The organism is Cupriavidus sp. 05T42, from assembly GCF_056396345.1.
This window is the reverse complement of sequence record NZ_JBFTLH010000006.1, coordinates 31,980-50,601: the sequence shown is the minus strand read 5'-3', so window position 1 is coordinate 50,601 and position 18,622 is coordinate 31,980. Positions and strand designations below refer to the sequence as shown.

Annotated in this window: 18 protein-coding genes; 3 read left to right on the top strand and 15 right to left on the bottom strand. The window is 65.7% G+C overall.

The window, feature by feature from the left end:
• Window positions 1-94: 94 nt before the first annotated feature.
• The 11 genes from AC1EJR_RS09875 to AC1EJR_RS09825 form a co-directional block, all read right to left on the bottom strand.
• Entirely contained in the window at window positions 95-1,174 is a 1,080-nt protein-coding gene (locus AC1EJR_RS09875) for a MucB/RseB C-terminal domain-containing protein (protein ID WP_092290849.1), read from the bottom strand.
• A gap of 8 nt (window positions 1,175-1,182) precedes the next feature.
• Window positions 1,183-1,812 carry a sigma-E factor negative regulatory protein gene (locus tag AC1EJR_RS09870; RefSeq protein WP_092290027.1) on the bottom strand — a complete coding sequence of 210 codons (630 nt, stop codon included), beginning with the start codon at window positions 1,810-1,812 and terminating at the stop codon, window positions 1,183-1,185.
• Window positions 1,813-1,928: 116 nt separating this feature from the next.
• Window positions 1,929-2,528 (bottom strand): RNA polymerase sigma factor RpoE, encoded by a 600-nt coding sequence (rpoE, locus tag AC1EJR_RS09865; RefSeq protein ID WP_092290028.1) that lies wholly within the window; start codon window positions 2,526-2,528, stop codon window positions 1,929-1,931.
• A gap of 183 nt (window positions 2,529-2,711) precedes the next feature.
• Entirely contained in the window at window positions 2,712-3,944 is a 1,233-nt protein-coding gene (gene fabF / locus AC1EJR_RS09860; RefSeq protein WP_092290029.1) for a beta-ketoacyl-ACP synthase II, read from the bottom strand.
• A 210-nt stretch (window positions 3,945-4,154) separates the two neighbouring features.
• Window positions 4,155-4,394, bottom strand: coding sequence for an acyl carrier protein (gene acpP, locus AC1EJR_RS09855; RefSeq protein WP_477146997.1), 240 nt, complete (start codon window positions 4,392-4,394; stop codon window positions 4,155-4,157).
• Window positions 4,395-4,563: 169 nt separating this feature from the next.
• Window positions 4,564-5,313, bottom strand: coding sequence for a 3-oxoacyl-ACP reductase FabG (gene fabG / locus AC1EJR_RS09850; protein ID WP_477146996.1), 750 nt, complete (start codon window positions 5,311-5,313; stop codon window positions 4,564-4,566).
• Window positions 5,314-5,331: 18 nt separating this feature from the next.
• Complete coding sequence (fabD, locus tag AC1EJR_RS09845; RefSeq protein ID WP_477106505.1) at window positions 5,332-6,261, bottom strand: ACP S-malonyltransferase; 930 nt, start codon at window positions 6,259-6,261, stop codon at window positions 5,332-5,334.
• A gap of 79 nt (window positions 6,262-6,340) precedes the next feature.
• On the bottom strand, window positions 6,341-7,321 hold the full coding sequence (locus tag AC1EJR_RS09840) for a beta-ketoacyl-ACP synthase III (RefSeq protein WP_092290036.1): 981 nt from the start codon (window positions 7,319-7,321) through the stop codon (window positions 6,341-6,343).
• Between the two features lie 78 nt (window positions 7,322-7,399).
• A complete protein-coding gene (plsX, locus tag AC1EJR_RS09835; protein ID WP_092290037.1) occupies window positions 7,400-8,479 on the bottom strand; it encodes a phosphate acyltransferase PlsX in 1,080 nt (359 codons plus the stop codon).
• Window positions 8,480-8,671: 192 nt separating this feature from the next.
• The gene (rpmF, locus tag AC1EJR_RS09830; RefSeq protein WP_008644820.1) at window positions 8,672-8,851 is read right to left on the bottom strand and encodes a 50S ribosomal protein L32; all 180 of its coding nucleotides are present in this window, start codon (window positions 8,849-8,851) and stop codon (window positions 8,672-8,674) included.
• 122 nt (window positions 8,852-8,973) lie between these two features.
• Window positions 8,974-9,591 (bottom strand): YceD family protein, encoded by a 618-nt coding sequence (locus AC1EJR_RS09825; RefSeq protein ID WP_092290038.1) that lies wholly within the window; start codon window positions 9,589-9,591, stop codon window positions 8,974-8,976.
• A 212-nt stretch (window positions 9,592-9,803) separates the two neighbouring features.
• On the opposite strand from AC1EJR_RS09825, the gene AC1EJR_RS09820 reads away from it, so the two are divergent.
• Both AC1EJR_RS09820 and AC1EJR_RS09815 read left to right on the top strand, forming a co-directional pair.
• Complete coding sequence (locus tag AC1EJR_RS09820) at window positions 9,804-10,406, top strand: Maf-like protein (protein WP_092290040.1); 603 nt, start codon at window positions 9,804-9,806, stop codon at window positions 10,404-10,406.
• A gap of 3 nt (window positions 10,407-10,409) precedes the next feature.
• Window positions 10,410-11,141 (top strand): SAM-dependent methyltransferase, encoded by a 732-nt coding sequence (locus tag AC1EJR_RS09815; protein ID WP_092290043.1) that lies wholly within the window; start codon window positions 10,410-10,412, stop codon window positions 11,139-11,141.
• A 6-nt stretch (window positions 11,142-11,147) separates the two neighbouring features.
• Here the strand turns inward: AC1EJR_RS09815 and AC1EJR_RS09810 are convergent, their stop codons facing one another.
• Genes AC1EJR_RS09810 through AC1EJR_RS09795 form a run of 4 tightly spaced genes read right to left on the bottom strand, consistent with a single transcriptional unit; the run spans window position 11,148 to window position 14,451 of the window.
• Window positions 11,148-12,311, bottom strand: a complete 1,164-nt coding sequence (locus AC1EJR_RS09810; RefSeq protein ID WP_477146995.1) for a S49 family peptidase — start codon at window positions 12,309-12,311, stop codon at window positions 11,148-11,150.
• A gap of 42 nt (window positions 12,312-12,353) precedes the next feature.
• The gene (locus tag AC1EJR_RS09805; RefSeq protein ID WP_092290048.1) at window positions 12,354-12,737 is read right to left on the bottom strand and encodes a Rieske (2Fe-2S) protein; all 384 of its coding nucleotides are present in this window, start codon (window positions 12,735-12,737) and stop codon (window positions 12,354-12,356) included.
• Window positions 12,730-13,389 (bottom strand): HAD-IA family hydrolase, encoded by a 660-nt coding sequence (locus AC1EJR_RS09800; RefSeq protein WP_092290052.1) that lies wholly within the window; start codon window positions 13,387-13,389, stop codon window positions 12,730-12,732. Before AC1EJR_RS09800 ends, AC1EJR_RS09805 begins: the two co-directional genes overlap by 8 nt.
• Window positions 13,390-13,449: 60 nt before the next feature.
• Window positions 13,450-14,451, bottom strand: a complete 1,002-nt coding sequence (locus tag AC1EJR_RS09795; protein ID WP_092290055.1) for an RluA family pseudouridine synthase — start codon at window positions 14,449-14,451, stop codon at window positions 13,450-13,452.
• 894 nt (window positions 14,452-15,345) lie between these two features.
• Here AC1EJR_RS09795 and AC1EJR_RS09790 point away from each other — a divergent pair.
• Window positions 15,346-18,564, top strand: a complete 3,219-nt coding sequence (locus tag AC1EJR_RS09790) for an Rne/Rng family ribonuclease (protein ID WP_477113291.1) — start codon at window positions 15,346-15,348, stop codon at window positions 18,562-18,564.
• Window positions 18,565-18,622: the final 58 nt, after the last annotated feature.

The following is an 18,622-nucleotide window of genomic DNA, read 5'->3' as shown; positions in this document are numbered from 1 at the left end:
GATCGACCCCGCAAGGCGGAACTTCAAGCGCTACTGGCCTGCACCAAGCGGCCGGCCCGGGGTTCGCTGCCCCGGCGCCAGCGCGCTCATGCGCTCAGTGTACCGTCTTGGGCGGGCGGTACTCCACGCCGGCGGCGAACTGCCTGACCGTGGCGGCCGGCACCTCGCCCACCACCGTGATCCAGTAGTCAGCCACGCGGCGCACCACGACCTGCGTGGCGCCGAGCGAAGCCACGCCTTCTCGGCGTGCGCGTTGTTCCGATACGGGTTCGATAAAGATCGACAACCCGGTCAGACCGTCGCTGTAGACGATCTGAAGCACCTCGAAGACCTGCCCCGGCTTGCTGCCCTGGGCGGGCGGGCGCAAATCGCCCAGCGGGCGGCGCACTTCGCGGATCTTCTGGAAACCCTTGAGCGGCGAACCGATGATCCACCCCTCGTCGGCCACATTGGCCGGCTGGTAGGTGACTTCGTAGCGGTTCCACGACTGCGAACTCTTGATGGCGGACAGGATGCGTTGCTTGTCCGACGGCACGCCGATATCGACCTGCGAGAACGCCACCTGCTCGAGCACCTTGCCGCCCTCGCCGATGGTCTGGGCGCGCATCAGCAGACCCGAGCCCTTGTCGGCCCACAGGCGCACCGCGTAGCGCGCGGCGTCGTGCGGTTCGAGCGAGAACACCTCGCACTCGACGCCCGCCACGCGCTCGCCGGGCAGCTTGCGCATGTCGTACAGCTCGAGCACATCGCTCTTGTTGGTGGCGAGCAGCGCCGGGAAGCGGTCCTTCGCCTCCTGTTTCTCCACGACCACGAGCTTGGCTTCCGGAATCAGGCTGTGCACGACGTCGTTCTGGCGCAGCACCTCGCGCGGTTTGCCGTCGAGCGTTTCCAGGCGTTCGTACTCGTTGTGGACGAGATCGCTGTAATGCTGGATTCGCGACGCATGCATGACGCTGCCCCGCTGATAGATCAGCGTGCCGACATAATTCTCGCGCTGGGCGGCACGGTGGATCTTGTTGAGCCACGCCGTGGCGTCGCGTCGGTTCAGCGTATTGTCAGACGGCTGCGCCGTTGCGGCGGCAGCGGTCAGACACAAGGCCAGAAAAAAGGACCTGCGCAGGCCCTTCCTTCTGTGTACGCCCGCTACGTCGGCGAGCGACATTCCTTTATGCATGTCCGGCATTATTCCTGCGAATTTTCCTGTGAGAAGTTTGCGCCATTCGCCACTGTGCGCATGGTCGGCACAAAGGCTTCGGTCGCGACCGACGTGCGATGGGCACGCAGGTATTCGTCAAGGCGCGGATCGCGAATCATCTGGGCGCTGTCAGCAGCCACGGTCACGATCGAACCGGCCTTGGCCGGCGTGGCGGATTGCTCGACGCGGGCCACGACGGCATCGGGCGTACCGATATCACCCGGACCACGCATCTGCGGCACCACAACCCAGCTCACGGCCGCCACAGCGGCGGCGATGGCCGTGCCCGGCATCACGCGGCGCACCCACGACGGGCGCACCAGCAGGCGTTGACGGCCAGCGGCAGCCACGGCGGGCACGAGCACATGGGGCTCGGCTTCCAGGCGTGCGGAGAATCGGGAAAGAAACGCATCGGTCGATCCAGCGTGCGTCAGCTCTTCCGAACGCAGCGTGTCACCGATCAGCTGGTAGACGGTCCAGTCCGTCATGCCGGTGTCGCTCTTCGCGAGACCCAGCACGGCGTCCACTTCGTTCGGCGCCAGCTCGCCATCCATCAAAACGGAGATTTGCTCCGATGCTTCCACTACATGAACCGACTGCTTATGAGCCTGACCCATTTCCCACCMCAAGAAATTCCATTGAACACCGATAAATCCCGTACTGCTGCTTGTCGTTTATCGATGCAGGAATTGGCTGCAAAGCTGGCTGCACGACATTCTTCAACTTGCTACCTCTACCACCGCTTGCCCTCGGCTGTTCCCAGCAGGGGGCGCAACTTGTCGGCAATCGCCTCGCGGGCGCGGAAGATCCGTGACCGCACGGTGCCGATCGGGCAACCCATGGCTTCGGCGATTTCCTCATAGCTGAGGCCCTCGATTTCGCGCAGGGTGATGGCGGTACGCAATTCCTCCGGCAGCGCCTCCATCGCGCGGTTGACCGTCTCGGCCACCTGACGCGTGTGGAGCATGGACTCCGGCGTATTGATATCCCTTAGTTGCTCGCCGTCTGCAAAAGTTTCAGCCTCTTCGGCGTCAATATCGCTGGACGCCTCCGGGCGGCGGCCCTGCGTGGCCAGGTAGTTCTTGGCGGTGTTGACGGCGATGCGGTACAGCCACGTGTAGAAGGCGGATTCGCCCCGGAACTGGGGAAGCGCGCGGTATGCCTTGATAAAGGCATCCTGCGCCACATCCTCCACTTCAGCGGGATCGCGGACAAGGCGCGAAATGAGCCGGATGATCTTGCGGTGGTATTTGGCCACCAGCAACTCAAAGGCTCGTTTGTCGCCCTGCTGGACGCGTTCAACTAGAAGCTGATCGGCTTCGCGTTCGCTCACGAATGGTTCACCTGCAGTGTATCTCTTGGTTTTGTCGTCACGACAAACGTTGTATTTTACCTACGAATCGGGACCCACCGGGTGTCGCGAAGCGCATTCTGTGACCGCCCGTCCGCATGTTTGGTTCCGMATGCCGAAATGAAGCGGGGCTCGCCGTGGCGAGCCCCGTGATACCCGTCGCGGTCAGACGCGGCGGAAAACAAGCGTACCGTTGGTGCCGCCAAAACCGAAGTTGTTCTTCACGGCCACGTCGATCTTCATCTCACGTGCCGTATTCGCCACGTAGTCAAGATCGCATTCCGGATCCTGATTGAAGATGTTGATCGTCGGCGGCGAAAGCTGGTTGTGGATCGCCAGCACGGTGAAGACCGACTCGAGGCCACCGGCACCGCCCAAAAGGTGACCGGTCATCGACTTCGTCGAATTGACCACCATCTTGTAGGCGTGTTCGCCGAAGGCCAGCTTCACGGCGTCGGACTCGTTCTTGTCGCCCAGCGGCGTGGACGTGCCGTGCGCGTTCAGATACTGCACTTCGTCGGCATTGACGCCGGCGTTCTTCAGCGCGGCCACCATGCAACGGCGCGGGCCGTCGGTGTTCGGGGCGGTCATGTGGAACGCGTCGCCGCTCATGCCGAAGCCGATCAGCTCCGCATAGATTCTGGCGCCACGTGCCTTGGCCGACTCGTACTCCTCGAGCATCATCACGCCGGCACCCTCGCCCAGCACGAAACCGTCGCGGTCCTTGTCCCACGGACGMGAGGCCGTAGCCGGGTCGTCGTTGCGGGTGGACAGCGCGCGGGCCGCGGCAAAGCCGCCAATGCCCAGCGGCGAAACCGTCGACTCCGCACCGCCGGCCAGCATCGCGTCGGCGTCGCCAGCCTGGATCAGGCGGGCGGCCAGGCCGATGCTGTGCAGGCCGGTCGTGCAGGCCGTCACGGCCGCGAGGTTCGGGCCCTTCAGGCCGTGGTAGATCGACAAATGGCCCGAGATCATGTTGATGATCGAGCCCGGAACGAAGAACGGCGAAATCCGGCGCGGGCCGCGATTGGCCAGCTCCATCTGCGTATCTTCGATCATCGGCAGTCCGCCGATGCCGGAGCCAACCAGCACGCCGATGCGCTCGGCGTTTTCCTCGGTCACTTCCAGGCCGCTATCCTTCAGCGCCTGGGTACCCGCCGCGATACCGAAATGGATAAACGTATCCATACGGGGGGCTTCCTTCGCCGGAACATATTCCTCGACGTTGAAACCCTTCACTTCGCCAGCAAAATGCACGGCGAGCGCGGAGTGATCGAATTTGGTAATGGTGGCGATGCCGGACTTGCCGGCAACCAGGTTGGCCCAGCCTTCGGCAACCGTGTTTCCGACCGGAGACACAAGGCCAAGCCCAGTGACGACGACGCGACGACGGCTCACTATGATTTCCTACGAGTGCGTGAAGCGGAATTGGATTGATTCAGGATCTCGCCGATCGGGCCGTTAGTCATTGCATGCGGCGCGCAATACGGTTTGAGATCATTCCGATTCTGCTTCTTCGAACAGACGAAAGCCACAGAAAACAACCGGACAGGACCGTGACGGCCCCACCCTTGTGCCTTCTGTGGCTCGGAATACGAAGACGACGGCTTAGGCCTTGACGTGCGCGGTGGCGTAGTCGATGGCCTGTTGCACGGTCGTGATCTTTTCGGCTTCCTCATCAGGAATTTCCATGCMGAATTCATCTTCCAACGCCATCACGAGTTCAACCGTGTCCAGCGAGTCCGCGCCGAGATCGTTCACGAACGACGATTCGTTCTTGATGTCTGCCTCGGCCACGCCAAGCTGTTCAGCCACGATTTTCTTGACGCGTTGTTCGATATTGTCCATGTAACCCTCCAGGGAAGTTCGACAAAAAGTGGGCGCATTTTAGCAGGTTTGGACCACAAAAAATCCGCCTGCCATCTATTGCAAGAATCGCGCCCGTTCGGTTTGAAAAACAACTGCTTCGCCCGCCATCTTTCGGCTTCTTCGCCGAAATGTACGTCGGGTAATGCAATCAATTCATGTACATGMCGCCGTTCACGTGCAGCGTGGTGCCCGTGATGTAGGCGGCCTGCGGACCGGCCAGGAACGCCACCGCATGCGCGATGTCTTCCGGCTGGCCGAGTCGTCCCAGCGGGATCTGGGTCTTGAGCGCCGTATGCTGCTCGTCCGACAGGACCTTGGTCATGTCGGTGTCGATGAAGCCCGGCGCCACGCAGTTCACGGTGACGTTGCGGCTGCCGATCTCGCGCGCCAGCGCGCGGGCCATACCCTCCACGCCGGCCTTGGCCGCCGCGTAGTTCATCTGGCCCGGGTTGCCCGTGGAGCCCACCACCGAGGTGATGTTGATGATGCGGCCGGTACGGGCCTTCATCATCGGGCGCAGCACGGCGCGCGACAGGCGGAACACCGCCGTCAGATTCGTGTCGATGACGCTCGTCCAGTCATCGTCCTTCATGCGCATCGCCAGCTGGTCCTGGGTAATGCCGGCGTTGTTCACCAGCACGGCCAGGCCGCCGTGGGCCTTCACGATCTCTTCGATCACGGCTTCGCAGCGTGCGGCGTCGTTCACATTCAGCACCACGCCACGGCCCTGCAGGCCCTCGGCCGTCAGGTATTCGCCGATGGCGGCCGCGCCGGACTCGCTCGTGGCGGTGCCGATCACGGTGGCGCCCTGACGCGCCAGTTCCAGGGCGATGGCCCGGCCAATGCCGCGCGACGCACCCGTCACCAGGGCGACCTGATTTTCCAGAGTCTTGCTCATGTTGCGATGTTCCTTGGCTTACTTCAGCAGCGCCAGCGTGTCTTGCAGCGATGCGGGGTCGAAGATCGCGCCGCCGACGAGGTTGCCGTCGATGCGCTTGGTCATGCCGGCCAGCACCTTGCCGGGGCCGCATTCGATCACATGGGTCACGCCTTCGGCGGCCATCTTCTGCACGCACTCTACCCAGCGTACCGGGGCGGCGGCCTGGCGCACCAGGGCGTCCTTGATCTGGGCCGGGTCGTTGGCGATGGCCACGTCCACGTTATTGATGACCGGGATCGACGGCGCCGAGAACGCCAGCCCTGCCATGCGCTCCTTGAGGCGGTCCGAGGCGGGCTTCAGCAGCGACGAATGGAACGGCGCCGAGACTGGCAGCGGCAGCGCGCGCTTGGCGCCCTTGGCCTTGGCAATCTCGCAGGCCTTTTCCACGGCGGCCTTGTGGCCGGCGATCACCACCTGCGAAGGGGCGTTGAAGTTGACGGCCTCGACCACGCCGGCGACGGACGCCTCGGCACAAGCCGCACGCACGTCGTCATCGGACAGGCCGAGAATGGCGGCCATGCCGCCCTGGCCCACCGGCACGGCTTCCTGCATCGCCTGTGCGCGGAAGCGCACCAGCGGCACCGCATCGGCGAACGGGATCACGCCTGCAGCCACCAGCGCTGAGTACTCGCCCAGGCTGTGGCCAGCCACCAGGGCCGGGGCCGGGCCGCCGGCGTCCAGCCAGGCGCGGTACACGGCCACGGCGGCGGTCAGCATCACCGGCTGGGTGTTGGTCGTCAGGTTCAGTTCTTCCGCCGGACCTTCCGCGATCAGGCGGCCGATGTCCTGGCCCAGCGCGGTGGAGGCTTCCTCCAGCGTGGCGCGGACCACCGGGTTGTCGGCGAACGCGTTGAGCATGCCGACCGATTGCGAGCCCTGGCCAGGGAAAACGAATGCGAATTTCATCGGGAATCCAGTCTTAACGATTCAGACGAGCGTGTCGGGGCGCACGCGCCCTCTCAGGCACGCCGCGCCGGACCGCATCTTACATGCGCAGCAGCACCGCGCCCCAGGTGAAGCCGCCGCCAACGCCTTCCAGCATCACGGTCTGGCCCGGGCGGATGCGGCCGTCGCGTACGGCCACGTCGAGTGCCAGCGGGATCGACGCCGCCGACGTATTGCCATGCTCGTGCACCGTGGCGATCATCCGCTCGGCCGGCAGGCCCAGCTTGCGCGCCGTGCCCTGCATGATGCGGATATTGGCCTGGTGCGGCACCAGCCAGTCGATTTCATCCGACTGGATCTCGGCCGCAGCCATGGCCTCGCGCGCCACTTTGTCCAGCACGTTCACGGCCAGCTTGAACACCGCCTGGCCGTCCATGTGCAGGAAGGCATTGCCGGTGATGGCGCCGCCCGAGACATTGCCCGGCACACAGAGGATGTCCACGTGGCTGCCATCGGCATGCATGGCCGACGACAGGATGCCCGGCTCGTCCGAGGCGGTCAGCACCACGGCGCCGGCGCCGTCGCCGAACAGCACGCAGGTCGTGCGGTCGTTGAAATCGAGGATGCGGGAGAACACTTCGGTGCCGATCACCAGCACGTTCTTGTGGGAGCCGCTGCGGATGAACTTGTCCGCCGTGGAGAGCGCGTAGACGAAGCCCGAGCACACGGCCTGCATGTCGAAGGCCGCACAATGGTTCGTAATGCCGAGCTTCTGCTGCACCAGGCAGGCGGTGCTCGGGAACACGAAGTCGGGCGTGGAGGTGGCCACGATGATCAGGTCGATGTCCTGGCGCTCGATGCCGGCCGCCTTGATCGCCTGCTCGGCCGCCTGCACGGCCAGGTCGCTGGCCGTGACGTCCGGCTCGGCCCAGTGCCGCGCCGAAATGCCGCTGCGCGAGACGATCCACTCGTCGCTGGTTTCGATGCCACGCTCGGCCAGCTGTGCTGCCAGCTCTTGATTGGTGACACGCCGCGGGGGCAGGTAGCTCCCGGTACCGATGATTTTTGCGAACTTGGTCATGTCTGTCGGATCGTGATGCTCACCCGGGCCGCCCTTGGACAGCCGCCACGGCCCCCGCCACTCAGGGGGCACGAAGCTTCAGGCGGCATGGGTATCGGGATGTGGGTCCGGTGCGTCGGTCTCCGGGCCGCCGGTCGCGGGCGCCGCGGCGCCGGACTTGTTGGCGAAGACCCTTGCTATACGTTCGATTACGCCGTTTCTGGCCGCATCATACCCGCGTTTGATCGCCCATTCAAAAGAGTGGGCGTCGGCGGAACCGTGACTCTTGATCACCAGCCCGCGCAGGCCCAGCAGCGAGGCGCCGTTGTAGCGCGCAGGGTCCAGCCGGCGCGCCAGGCGCGACAGCACGGGCATGGCCACGGCGGCCAGCAGCTTGGTGAACCAGGAGCGCGTGAACTCTTCCTTGATCATGCCGCCGATCATCTTGGCCAGGCCCTCGGTGCTCTTGAGCGCCACATTGCCGACGAAGCCGTCGCAGACCACGATGTCCGTCGTGCCCTTGAAGATGTCGTTGCCTTCCACGTTGCCGTAGAAATTCAGCTCGGAAGCGCGCAGCAACTCGCCGGCGGCCTTGACCACCTCGTTGCCCTTGATCACTTCCTCGCCGATATTGAGCAGGCCCACCGTGGGGTGATCCTTGTGATCCACCACGGACACCATGGCCTCCGCCATGCGGGCGAACTGGAGCAGGTGCCCCGGCTCGCAGTCGGCGTTGGCGCCCAGGTCGAGCACCGTGGTGCCCCAGCCCTGCTCATTGGGAATGGTCGTAGCGATGGCTGGCCGCTCGATGCCCTCGAGCGTCTTCAGCACATAGCGCGACACGGCCATCAGCGCGCCGGTGTTGCCGGCGGAGATGAGCGCGTCGGCGCGGCCTTCCTTGACCTGCGTGGCCGCCACGCGCATCGAAGAGTCCTTCTTCTTGCGCAGCGCCACTTCCACCGGGTCATCCATCGTGATGACCTCGGTTGCCGCCACCACGGTGACGCGCGGATGATCGGTGGCATGCAGCTTCTTGAGCTGCGCGCCGATGGCGTCGGGCAAGCCGACGAGGATCATCTCGGCGTCATCGTGACGGGAAAGAAAACTGATCGCCGCCGGCACGGTCACGGACACTCCGTGATCGCCGCCCATGCAGTCGATAGCGAGCTTGATCGTCATTGTTTCCAGATACGGAATGCGCACCGGCATCCGCCGCCTCGGTTTGCGGGGACGCAACCAGCCGGACGCGCGGATACGTTGCCGGGTGGGCGCCGAGCGCCCAACAAAAAAGCGGCAACGAGCTTGCCGCTTTCCTGTTTTACACCTGACAACGTGCGCGAGCGAGACACAGGGTCACGCCAGACGACCTGGTCAGTCGTTCTTGGTCTTGATGACCTTGCGGCCACGGTAGTAGCCGTTCGGGCTCACGTGGTGACGCAGGTGGGTCTCGCCCGTGGTCGGCTCAACGGCCAGGGGTGCGACCGACAGATGGTCGTGCGAACGATGCATGCCGCGCTTGGACGGCGACTTCTTGTTCTGTTGAACTGCCATGATGACTCCTTCGAGAATTTTCCGATATTAACACACGCATCCTGCGCGAGGCGTAGCCGGGGCCCGGCCGGATGCTTGACCTGCTACCCGAGGACGGGTGCGCCGGCCGCTCTGTTGCGGCGTCAGTGCTTCGTCTTCAGGCCGGCCAGCGCCGCAAAGGGCGATGGCCGCTTTTCCTCTTCGGGCGGAGCCTCAGGCTCCACCTCACCGTCCGCGCCGGTCACGAGCGACTCGTGCACGGCCGGACAGACCATATGCTTGGGTGCCGACGGCAACGCCAGCAGCACCTCGTCTTCCATCAGTTCCAGCGGCGAAAACTTCTTCGACCCGACGATCACGTCGACGTCGTCGTCATCCATGGGTGCCGAATCCGCCGCTTCTTCGCTGGCCATGACCTCGAAGCGCATCGACGTGTCGATCGGCTCCGGGTAGACCTGCAGGCAGCGCTGGCAATCGAGCCAGACCCGGCCTTGCACGGTCACGTCGACGAACAGCCGCTGCGACACCGCTGCGCCAACTTCCACAGCTTCCTCGCGCATGAAGCCGGTGAGCGTGTAGTGAAACGTCTCGTCCGGTGCCGATGCTGGCGCATCCGCGGCCGTCTCGGCTAAGATGCGCGGCAAATCGCGCGTCGCCACGTCGCCCGCCACGCTGCCACCCTTGCGGCAGAAGGCGAACAGATCGGTTTCGCGCAGATCGAATGCCGCGGCGGACGCCGCTGGCTGGGTCGGCTGACTCATGTACGCTGAATCGCTGGAAAAATGCCTTGTTTGCCACACCTGGGACGATCCACGCCATCGAGGGCGGATACGCCTGCCGCGATGGCTTCCGATCACGGCCGGGCACGAATGTGCCTGTGTGGCTAAACGCGCGATTATAAGCTGAAAAACGGGAGCCGGTCAAAGTATACAACCGACCATTCCCCTCTCCTTCCGACGCTACCTCTATATATATGTCGTCCTCCGCTATCCACCCGCCCCTGATCCTCGGGTCGAGTTCTCCATACCGGCGCGAACTGCTCGCGCGGCTGCGCATTCCGTTCGACGTGGCCGTGCCGGACATCGACGAAACCCCGCTGGCCGGCGAGGCGCCTGAAGCCACGGCCCTGCGCCTCTCGCGCCGCAAGGCCGAGGCGATCGCCGCGCGCCACCCCGGCGCGCTGGTTATCGGCTCGGACCAGGTCTGCACACTCGACGGCGCCCAGATCGGCAAACCCGGCAGCCACGAGAAGGCGCTGGCCCAGCTGCAGCAGATGCGTGGACGAACCGTCACATTTCATTCGGCGCTATGCCTGCTCGACAGCCGCACCGGCGAAGCCCAACTGGCCGATGTGCAGACCCGGGCGACCTTCCGCGACCTGCCCGATGCCGAACTCGACGCCTACCTGCGCCTGGAGACCCCCTACGACTGCGCCGGCAGCGCCAAGGCCGAGGGGCTGGGCATCGCCTTGCTCGCCCGCGTGGAATCGGACGACCCCACCGCGCTGATCGGCCTGCCGCTGATCGCGCTGACCGGCATGCTGCGCGCCGCCGGCTACCCGTTCTTCGGAGCCTGAACGATGGCCGGTACCCTGTTCCTGATCCCCAACACGCTCGGCAAGCGCGACGAATTCGATCCGCTGCCCGATGTCATCCCCGCCGGCGTGCAGCAGATCGCCGCGCGGCTCGACTACCTGGTGGCCGAGAACGCCAAGACGGCGCGCGCCTTTCTGAAGAAGCTGGGCGAAACCAGCCCGCTGGCGCACCCGATCCAACAGATCGAGATCCGCGAACTGAACGTGAATACGCGCGCCGAGGCGCTGGCCGCACTGCTGGACCCGATCGTCGGGGGCCGCGATGGCGGCCTGCTCTCCGAAGCCGGCGTGCCGGCCGTGGCCGACCCCGGCGCGGACCTCGTCCGGCTGGCCCACGCGCGCGGCGTGACGGTGCGGCCGCTGGTGGGGCCGAGTTCGATCCTGCTGGCGGTGATGGGCTCCGGGCTGAACGGCCAGAGCTTCGCGTTCAACGGCTACCTGCCCGTGGACGCCGACGAGCGCGCGCGCAAGCTGCGGGAACTGGAAGCGCATTCGCGCAAGGCGCGCCAGACGCAGGTCTTTATCGAGACCCCGTACCGCAACGCCGCGTTGCTGGAAGCGCTGCGCCAGCATTGCGCCGGCACCACGATGGTATCGGTGGCCGTCGATCTGACGCTGCCCACCGAAACCATCGTCACGCTGCCGCTGTCGGCCTGGCGGCCGGAGCGGGTTGCCCTGCAAAAGCGGCCGGCGATCTTCTCGCTGCTGGCCGCCTAGTCGTGCTTACCGGAGCGACTGCGCGCCGGTCGACATCATCATGGTCTTCATCGCCGCGCTGCCCATGGCCGCGCCGAACCGCTTGGCCACGCGCTCGGCGATGTTTTCCTTGACCGTGTAGTCGACGATATCCTCGGCCTTGAACAGGTCACGCGCCACGTAGTCGGTGCTGCCCACGCCATCGGCCAGACCCAGCGCCACGGCGCGCTCGCCGGACCAGAACAGGCCCGAGAACAGGTCCGGATCGTCCTTCAGCCGGTCGCCGCGGCCTTCCTTCACCACGTCGATGAACTGCTGGTGGATMTCCTTGAGCATGGTCTCGGCATAGACCTTCTGGCGCGGCACCTGCGGCGAGAAGGGGTCGAGCATGCCCTTGTTGGCGCCCGCGGTGTACAGCCGGCGCTCCACGCCGAGCTTCTCCATCAGGCCGGTGAAGCCGAAGCCATCCATCAGCACGCCAATCGAGCCGACGATGCTGGCCTTGTCGACATAGATCTTGTCAGCCGCCGCCGCCACGTAGTAACCGCCCGARGCGCAGATTTCCTCCACCACCACGTAGAACGGCTTGCCCGGATACACGGTGCGCAGGCGCTTGATCTCGTCGTTGATGATGCCCGCCTGCACCGGCGAGCCGCCCGGCGAGTTGATCTTGAGGATCACGCCGGCCGCATTCGTATCGGCGAAGGCGGCCTGCAGCGAGGCATTGATCGATTCCGCGCCGGCCGGCGTGCCCGCCGCGATCTCGCCTTCCAGCGACACCATCGCGGTATGGCGCCCCGTGGTGCTGGCGATACCATCGCCCTTGAAGTCGATCACCGCGTACAGGATCAGCGCCAGGATGCCCAGCCCGACCAGCCGGAAGAAGATCTTCCAGCGCCGCGCCGCGCGCTGCTCGCGCAGCGTGGCCATCAGCACCTTCTCCAGCACGTCGCGCTCCCAGCCGCCGGTGGCGCTGCCAGCGCCCACCGGGGCGGCAGTGCCCTGCCCGCTCAGCCGCGCGCGGCGCTCGTCGGCCTCGCGCCGCGCCGCGTCGTCCCCAGCGCGCAGCTCGTGCTCGAGTGGAAAATCGGCCTGCCGGGCCGTTTCCAGGCGCTGGCTATCGTCGGCCTGTTGTTCGTGTTCGTCTTGCGTTTGACCCGGTTCGACCGGCGGTTTTTGCTGTTCTGTCATGCGATGGACTCGATAAGGTCAGACGGCGGCCCGGCGGATCATTCAGGTGGCGTCGGGCGGGTAAAAAGGCGGTTCGGGGAGCCAGTAGACAGCACCCTCACGTTCCTCGGTCCGGAGCTTGGCCAGCGCGGCGCCCCGGCAAGGGCCGCCCACGCAAAGGCCGGTGTCTGGCGCATAAACCGCGCCATGTGTCGCGCACATCAAGTATAGGCCCGCGCTATCGAAAAACTGCCCCTCCTGCCAGTCCAGTTCCATCGGCACGTGCGCGCACTGGTTTAGGTAGGCATGCGCAACGCCGTCGAAACGGACCACGAACGCGCCGATCTCGCGCGCTTCCACGCGCACCGAGAACCGCACGCCGGCGCCGCCATCGACGAGTTCGTCGCTGGCGCACAGGCGGTGCGGCGGCAGGCTGGCCTCAGGCATGCGTGAGCAGCCATTCCTGGAGATCGGCGATCGACGTGGCGCAGTGCACCGGCGCCATCGCGCGCAGCGAATCGGCCGGATGCGCGCCGTAGCAGACGCCCAGCCCGTGCGCGCCGGCGTTGACCGCCATCTGCAGGTCATGGGTGGTATCGCCCACCATGACCGTGCGCGCCACGTCCTGGCCCAGCTCTCGCGTCAGTTCCTGCAGCATGGCCGGGTGCGGCTTGGAGAACGTCTCGTCGGCGCAACGCGTGCCATCGAACAGCTTGCCGAGGCCGGTGGCCGCCAGCGCCCGCTCCAGGCCCACGCGCGTCTTGCCCGTGGCCACGCCGAGGAAGTAGTGCTCGCCATGCAGGGCCTCGAGCATCTCGCGCACGCCATCGAACAGCACGAGGTCCGCATCGCGCGTGAGGAAGTGGTAGCGGTAGCGCTCGGCCAGGCGCGGATAGTCGGCCGGGTCGAGCGTGGGCACGGCATAGGACAGCGCGTCCTTCAGCCCAAGCCCGATCACGTGGCTCGCAGCGCTGTCATCCGGCACGGGCAGGCCCAGGTCGCGGCTGGCCAGCTGGATGCATTTGGCGATGGTCGGGGTGGAATCCATAAGGGTTCCATCCCAGTCGAAGACGATCAGGTCGAAGCGCTGCCTGGCCATTGAGGTCCTTGGTCGATGCGGAAAGTGGTGTGGCGGCTGCAGAGGCGGCGATGCGACGCGTCAGTCCGCAGCGCGGTGTTGACGCAATTGTTGCAGAAAATCAACACACTCGGCGGGTAACGGCGCCGAAACGGTCAGCGGCTCGCCCGTGGACGGGTGCGCCAGCGTCATTCGGTGCGCGTGCAGGAACATCCGCTTGATGCCAGGCTTGGCATTGCTGCGCGAAAGTGCCTTATTAAGCGCAAAATCGCCGTACTTCTCATCGCCGACGATCGGGAAGCCGGACGCCTGCAAGTGCACGCGGATCTGGTGCGTGCGGCCGGTCTTCAGTTCGGCCTCGAGCAGGGTGTAGCCCGGGAAGGCCTCCACCTTGTTGAAGATGGTGTGCGCGGTCAGCCCATCGGCCTGCACGCGCACGCGCCGCTCGCCGTCGGGCGTGCTGTATTTATATAGCGAGAGCTTGACGTGCTGCCGCGTGTTCTGAAATTCGCCGGCCACGCACGCGAAGTAGCGCTTGTCCATGCCCGTGCCACGCATCTGCTCGTGAAGGTGCACCAGCGCCGAACGCTTCTTCGCCAGGATCAGGATGCCGGACGTCTCCCGATCCAGCCGGTGTACCAGTTCCAGGAACTTCGCCTCGGGCCGCGCGCGGCGCAACTGCTCGATCACCCCGAACGCCACGCCCGAGCCGCCATGGACGGCCACGCCGGCCGGCTTGTCGATAATCAGCAGCCAGGCGTCCTCGAACAGGATTGGGAATTCCGAGGACGGCACGAAAGCATCGGCATCCTGTGCCTTTTCCGCCACCCGCATGGGCGGGATCCGGATCACATCACCCAGCTTCAGCCGGTAAGTGGCGTCGATCCGGCCCTTGTTCACGCGTACCTCGCCCGAGCGCAATACCCGGTAGATATGGCTCTTGGGCACACCCTTGGAGACCTTCAGCAGGAAGTTGTCGATGCGCTGGCCCTCGGCACTTTCGTCCACCGTGACGTACACCACCTGGAGCGCGCCGGGCGCGACGCGCGGCTCCTTTTCAATTTGATGGCGTAACTCATTCATTTTCAATATAATTTCCCGGCTGTTCCGGCCAAAGACCGGCAGCGCACGACCTGTGTAAGCGATTCTGTGAGCAATATAGGCGCGGGCCCACGTTGGGCTGGCGGGTGGCGAGACCGATGGGGATTGCCACCAATATCCGCGCAGGATCACGCATTTTACACTTCGGGTTGCCATCAACCCGGCCCGTCTCCCGCATTTTGCGTACCCCGCAGGCGCCAGATGGGCAAATGGTGGAAATCAGCAGCACGCACGCGCCACGCCGGCGCGCAGGAAGTTGCCCAGAGGCAGCTTCGGCGAGAAACGGCGGGCACGTGGAAACAGAGTGATCCAGGTAGAACAGAATTCAATGTGGATGCCCGACAGGCATCCACATCGGTGAGAGAAGACCGCCCGCACCGGGAACTCGGTGCCGGCCGGCAGGCGAGCCTGCCAACCGACCTGCAATATCGGCTAGTCGTATTACCGGCGCCCGGTCGCAGAACTCCAAGAAGCAGCGGCGCGCCCGCCAGGAGACAGGTCAGGTTGACATTCGGCCCCGCTTGCCGCGTCCGGAAAACTTGCTCTTTGACGCGTCTTGGCCATTCCCGGCCGGCCGCGATGCCGCGAAGCCAGTGCCGTTTGCATTGTGCGTTGCCGCATCGCCCCCGGCCATTCCGGGCATCCGCCGCAAGTCGCTGTATCAGGAGCAGTGCCATGGCGCTCTCCCCGACCCAGCGGACGCCTGCCTAGACGTCGACAGCCTCTCTCTTTCACCCGCGCCCCGCCCGGCCGCGTTGTATTGCGCGCCGGCGACTCCGGCAATTCTCCCGCCCCCGCTCTATTTCCTCGCGTGCTCCATGGATCGTCGCGGACACCTTTCGTGTGACTTCCGCGACACTGGAATGAGGTATTGCGATGAAACGCATGCTGTTCAACGCGACGCAACAGGAAGAATTGCGCGTCGCGATCGTCGATGGTCAGAAACTGATCGATATCGACATCGAAACCGCCGGGCGCGAGCAGCGCAAGGGCAACATCTACAAGGGCGTCATCACCCGCATCGAGCCCTCGCTGGAAGCCTGCTTCGTCAACTACGGCGAAGAGCGCCACGGCTTCCTGCCGTTCAAGGAAGTGGCCCGCGCGTTCTTCAAGGACGGCGTGGACGTGCGCAACGCGCGCATCCAGGACGCCCTGCACGAAGGCCAGGAACTGATCGTCCAGGTCGAGAAGGAAGAGCGCGGCAACAAGGGCGCCGCCCTGACCACCTTTATCTCGCTGGCCGGCCGCTACCTGGTGCTGATGCCAAACAACCCGCGTGGCGGTGGCGTATCGCGCCGCATCGAGGGCGAGGACCGCCAGGAACTGCGCGAGACGATGGGCCAGCTGACCGTACCGGACGGCATGAGCATCATCGCCCGCACCGCCGGCATCGGCCGCGCGGCCGAGGAACTGCAGTGGGACCTGAACTACCTGCTGCAGCTGTGGAAGGCCATCGACGGCGCCGCCGGCGACAACAAGGCCCCGCTGCTGATCTATCTGGAATCGAGCCTGGTCATCCGCGCCATTCGCGACTATTTCCAGCCCGATATCGGCGAGATCCTGATCGATACCGACGAGATCTATGAACAGGCACGCGCTTTCATGAGCGTGGTCATGCCTGACAACATGAACCGCGTGAAGAAGTACCGGGACGACGTGCCCCTGTTCTCGCGGTTCCAGATCGAACACCAGATCGAGTCTGCCTATTCCCGCATGGTGATGCTGCCGTCCGGCGGCGCCATCGTGATCGACCATACCGAAGCCCTGGTTTCCGTTGACGTGAACTCGGCCCGCGCCACCAAGGGCGCGGACATCGAGGAAACGGCGCTGCGCACGAACGTGGAAGCGGCCGACGAGATCGCCCGCCAGCTGCGCCTGCGCGACCTGGGCGGCCTGATCGTGATCGACTTCATCGACATGGAGTCCAGCAAGGCCCAGAAGGACGTGGAAACGCGCCTGAAGGACGCCCTGCGCCACGACCGCGCCCGCGTGCAGATGGGCAAGATCAGCCGCTTCGGCCTGATGGAACTGTCGCGCCAGCGCCTGCGTCCTTCGCTGTCGGAAGGCTCGCACATCACCTGCCCGCGTTGCAATGGAACAGGTCACATCCGCGATACCGAATCGTCCGCCCTGCAGGTGCTGCGCATCATCCAGGAAGAGGCGATGAAGGAAAACACGGCCGCCATCCACTGCCAGGTGCCGGTGGAAGTGGCCGCTTTCCTGTTGAACGAAAAGCGTCAGGAAATCAACCTGATCGAGCTGCGCTTCAAGGTGAACGTGCTGTTGATCCCGAACAAGCACCTGGAGACGCCGCACTACAAGCTGGAGCGCCTGCGCCACGACGATCCGCGCCTGGAGGAATCCACGGCCAGCTATCGCATGGCCGAGGCCGCCGCCAAGGAACTCGAGGCGGACACGAGCTACAGCAGCCGCAAGAAGGAAGATGCGCGTCCGCGCCAGGAAGCCGCAGTCAAGGGCATTACGCCCGACGCGCCGGCCCCGGTGTCGGTGCCCCGCCCCGAGCGCGCTCCGCGCCCGGAAGCCGCTGCGGCAAGGCCGGTACCGGCTACGCAGCCCGTGGCAGCCGGCGGTTTCATCGCCTGGCTGAAGGGTCTGTTCGGCGCACGTCCGGCCGCCGCCCCGGTGGCCGAGCCGGCCAAGCCGGCCGCTGACGCCCAGGCACGCGGCGACGGTCGTCGCGAACGCGGCCAGCGTGGCGAAGGTCGTGGCCAAGGTCGTGGCGAACGCGGTGAACGTGGCGAACGCGGTGATCGCGAACAACGTGGTGAACGCGGCGAGCGTGGTGAACGCCAGGGCCGTGGCCAACGCGGTGAACGTGGCGAGCGCAGTGAACAACGTGGCGCCGAGCGTGGTGAGCGCGCGGAACGCGGGGATCGTGCAGAACGTGGCGAGCGGACTGAGCGTGGTGAACGCACCGAGCGCACCGAGCGCACCGAACGTGGTGAGCGTCCGGCACGCGCCCCGCGCGACGGCCAGCAGGCCACGCCGGCCATCGCCCGTCAGCCCGAAGGTGGCGAAGCCCGCCAGGAAGGCAACCGCCGCGAGCGCAACCAGGAACGCCGCGAGCGTCAACGCGAACGTCAACGTGAGCGTGGCGATACCCGCGAGACCGAGGAAGCCCTGAACGCCGAAGGCGCGCCGCAGACCGCATTCGAAGCGGCGCAAGCCGCTCCGGCCGTGGCCGTGGTGGCAGCCGCCGCCGCGACGGAACTGCCGGAAGGCGTGGAAGCCGTGGCGACGGAAGGTGCTGAGGGTGAAGAACGCCGCCGCCGCAACCGTCGTGGCCGTAACCGCTATCGCCGCGAGCGCGAAGATGGTGTGCAAGGCGCCGATGGCGAAAACGGCGAGAATGGCGACGCCAACGACACGTCCAACCTGGCCGAAGTGGCCGCAGGCGTGACCGAGACGGAATTCGCCCCGGTGGCCGCCCAGGCTGCACCGCAAGTCGTGGCCCAGCCGGAACCGGTTGCCGTGGCCCAAGTGGCTGAAGTCCCCCGCGTGGCCCACGTGGCGGAAGTCGCCGAAGTCACCGAAGCCGTGGAAACGCGTGAGACGGTGGAAACCGTGGCCCGTGTGGAACCGGCCGCCTACGCCCAACCGAGCCAACCGGCCCAGCCCGTGAGCCCGGCCCCGGTGGCCGAACCGGTGTTCGCACCGGTCAGCGCCCCCGAAGCCGCGCCGGTCGTGACGCCCGCACCGGTCTACACCGCCCCGGCGGTGGAAGCCCCGGCACCGGCGCCGGTCGAAGCTGCGCCGGTCGTGGCAGCCCCGATCGTGGCCGCCCCGGTTGCCGAGCCGGTCATCGCGACGCCTGCCGTCGCGCCGACCCCGGTGGCAGCACCGGCCGCCGCCCCGCTGCGTGCCGATGCCCTCGAGCCGATGCTGGCTTCGGCCGGCCTCCAGTGGGTGCACACGGACACCGCCAAGCTGCAATCCGCCCAGGCCGCCGCCGCCAACGTAGCACCGCCCCCGCGTGTGCAACGCGAGCGCAAGCCGCTGCCCCCGCTGCCGGAAGGTCCGATGGTCATGGTCGAAACTGACGCTCAGCGCGACCAGCAGCAGCAACAGCAGTAAGGTCGGCCAGCGCAAGCTGGCAGCCCAAAAGGGAAAAGGGACGGCCGAAGCCGTCCCT

Excerpts from the sequence above, each read along its gene's own strand:
- AC1EJR_RS09875 (WP_092290849.1), bottom strand. The coding sequence starts at position 1,174 with ATGCATAAAGGAATGTCGCTCGCCGACGTAGCGGGCGTACACAGAAGG.
- AC1EJR_RS09870 (WP_092290027.1), bottom strand. The coding sequence starts at position 1,812 with ATGGGTCAGGCTCATAAGCAGTCGGTTCATGTAGTGGAAGCATCGGAG.
- fabD (WP_477106505.1), bottom strand. The coding sequence starts at position 6,261 with ATGAAATTCGCATTCGTTTTCCCTGGCCAGGGCTCGCAATCGGTCGGC.
- AC1EJR_RS09840 (WP_092290036.1), bottom strand. The coding sequence starts at position 7,321 with ATGACCAAGTTCGCAAAAATCATCGGTACCGGGAGCTACCTGCCCCCG.
- plsX (WP_092290037.1), bottom strand. The coding sequence starts at position 8,479 with ATGACGATCAAGCTCGCTATCGACTGCATGGGCGGCGATCACGGAGTG.
- rpmF (WP_008644820.1), bottom strand. The coding sequence starts at position 8,851 with ATGGCAGTTCAACAGAACAAGAAGTCGCCGTCCAAGCGCGGCATGCAT.
- AC1EJR_RS09825 (WP_092290038.1), bottom strand. The coding sequence starts at position 9,591 with ATGAGTCAGCCGACCCAGCCAGCGGCGTCCGCCGCGGCATTCGATCTG.
- AC1EJR_RS09820 (WP_092290040.1), top strand. The coding sequence starts at position 9,804 with ATGTCGTCCTCCGCTATCCACCCGCCCCTGATCCTCGGGTCGAGTTCT.
- AC1EJR_RS09815 (WP_092290043.1), top strand. The coding sequence starts at position 10,410 with ATGGCCGGTACCCTGTTCCTGATCCCCAACACGCTCGGCAAGCGCGAC.
- AC1EJR_RS09805 (WP_092290048.1), bottom strand. The coding sequence starts at position 12,737 with ATGCCTGAGGCCAGCCTGCCGCCGCACCGCCTGTGCGCCAGCGACGAA.
- AC1EJR_RS09800 (WP_092290052.1), bottom strand. The coding sequence starts at position 13,389 with ATGGCCAGGCAGCGCTTCGACCTGATCGTCTTCGACTGGGATGGAACC.
- AC1EJR_RS09795 (WP_092290055.1), bottom strand. The coding sequence starts at position 14,451 with ATGAATGAGTTACGCCATCAAATTGAAAAGGAGCCGCGCGTCGCGCCC.
- AC1EJR_RS09790 (WP_477113291.1), top strand. The coding sequence starts at position 15,346 with ATGAAACGCATGCTGTTCAACGCGACGCAACAGGAAGAATTGCGCGTC.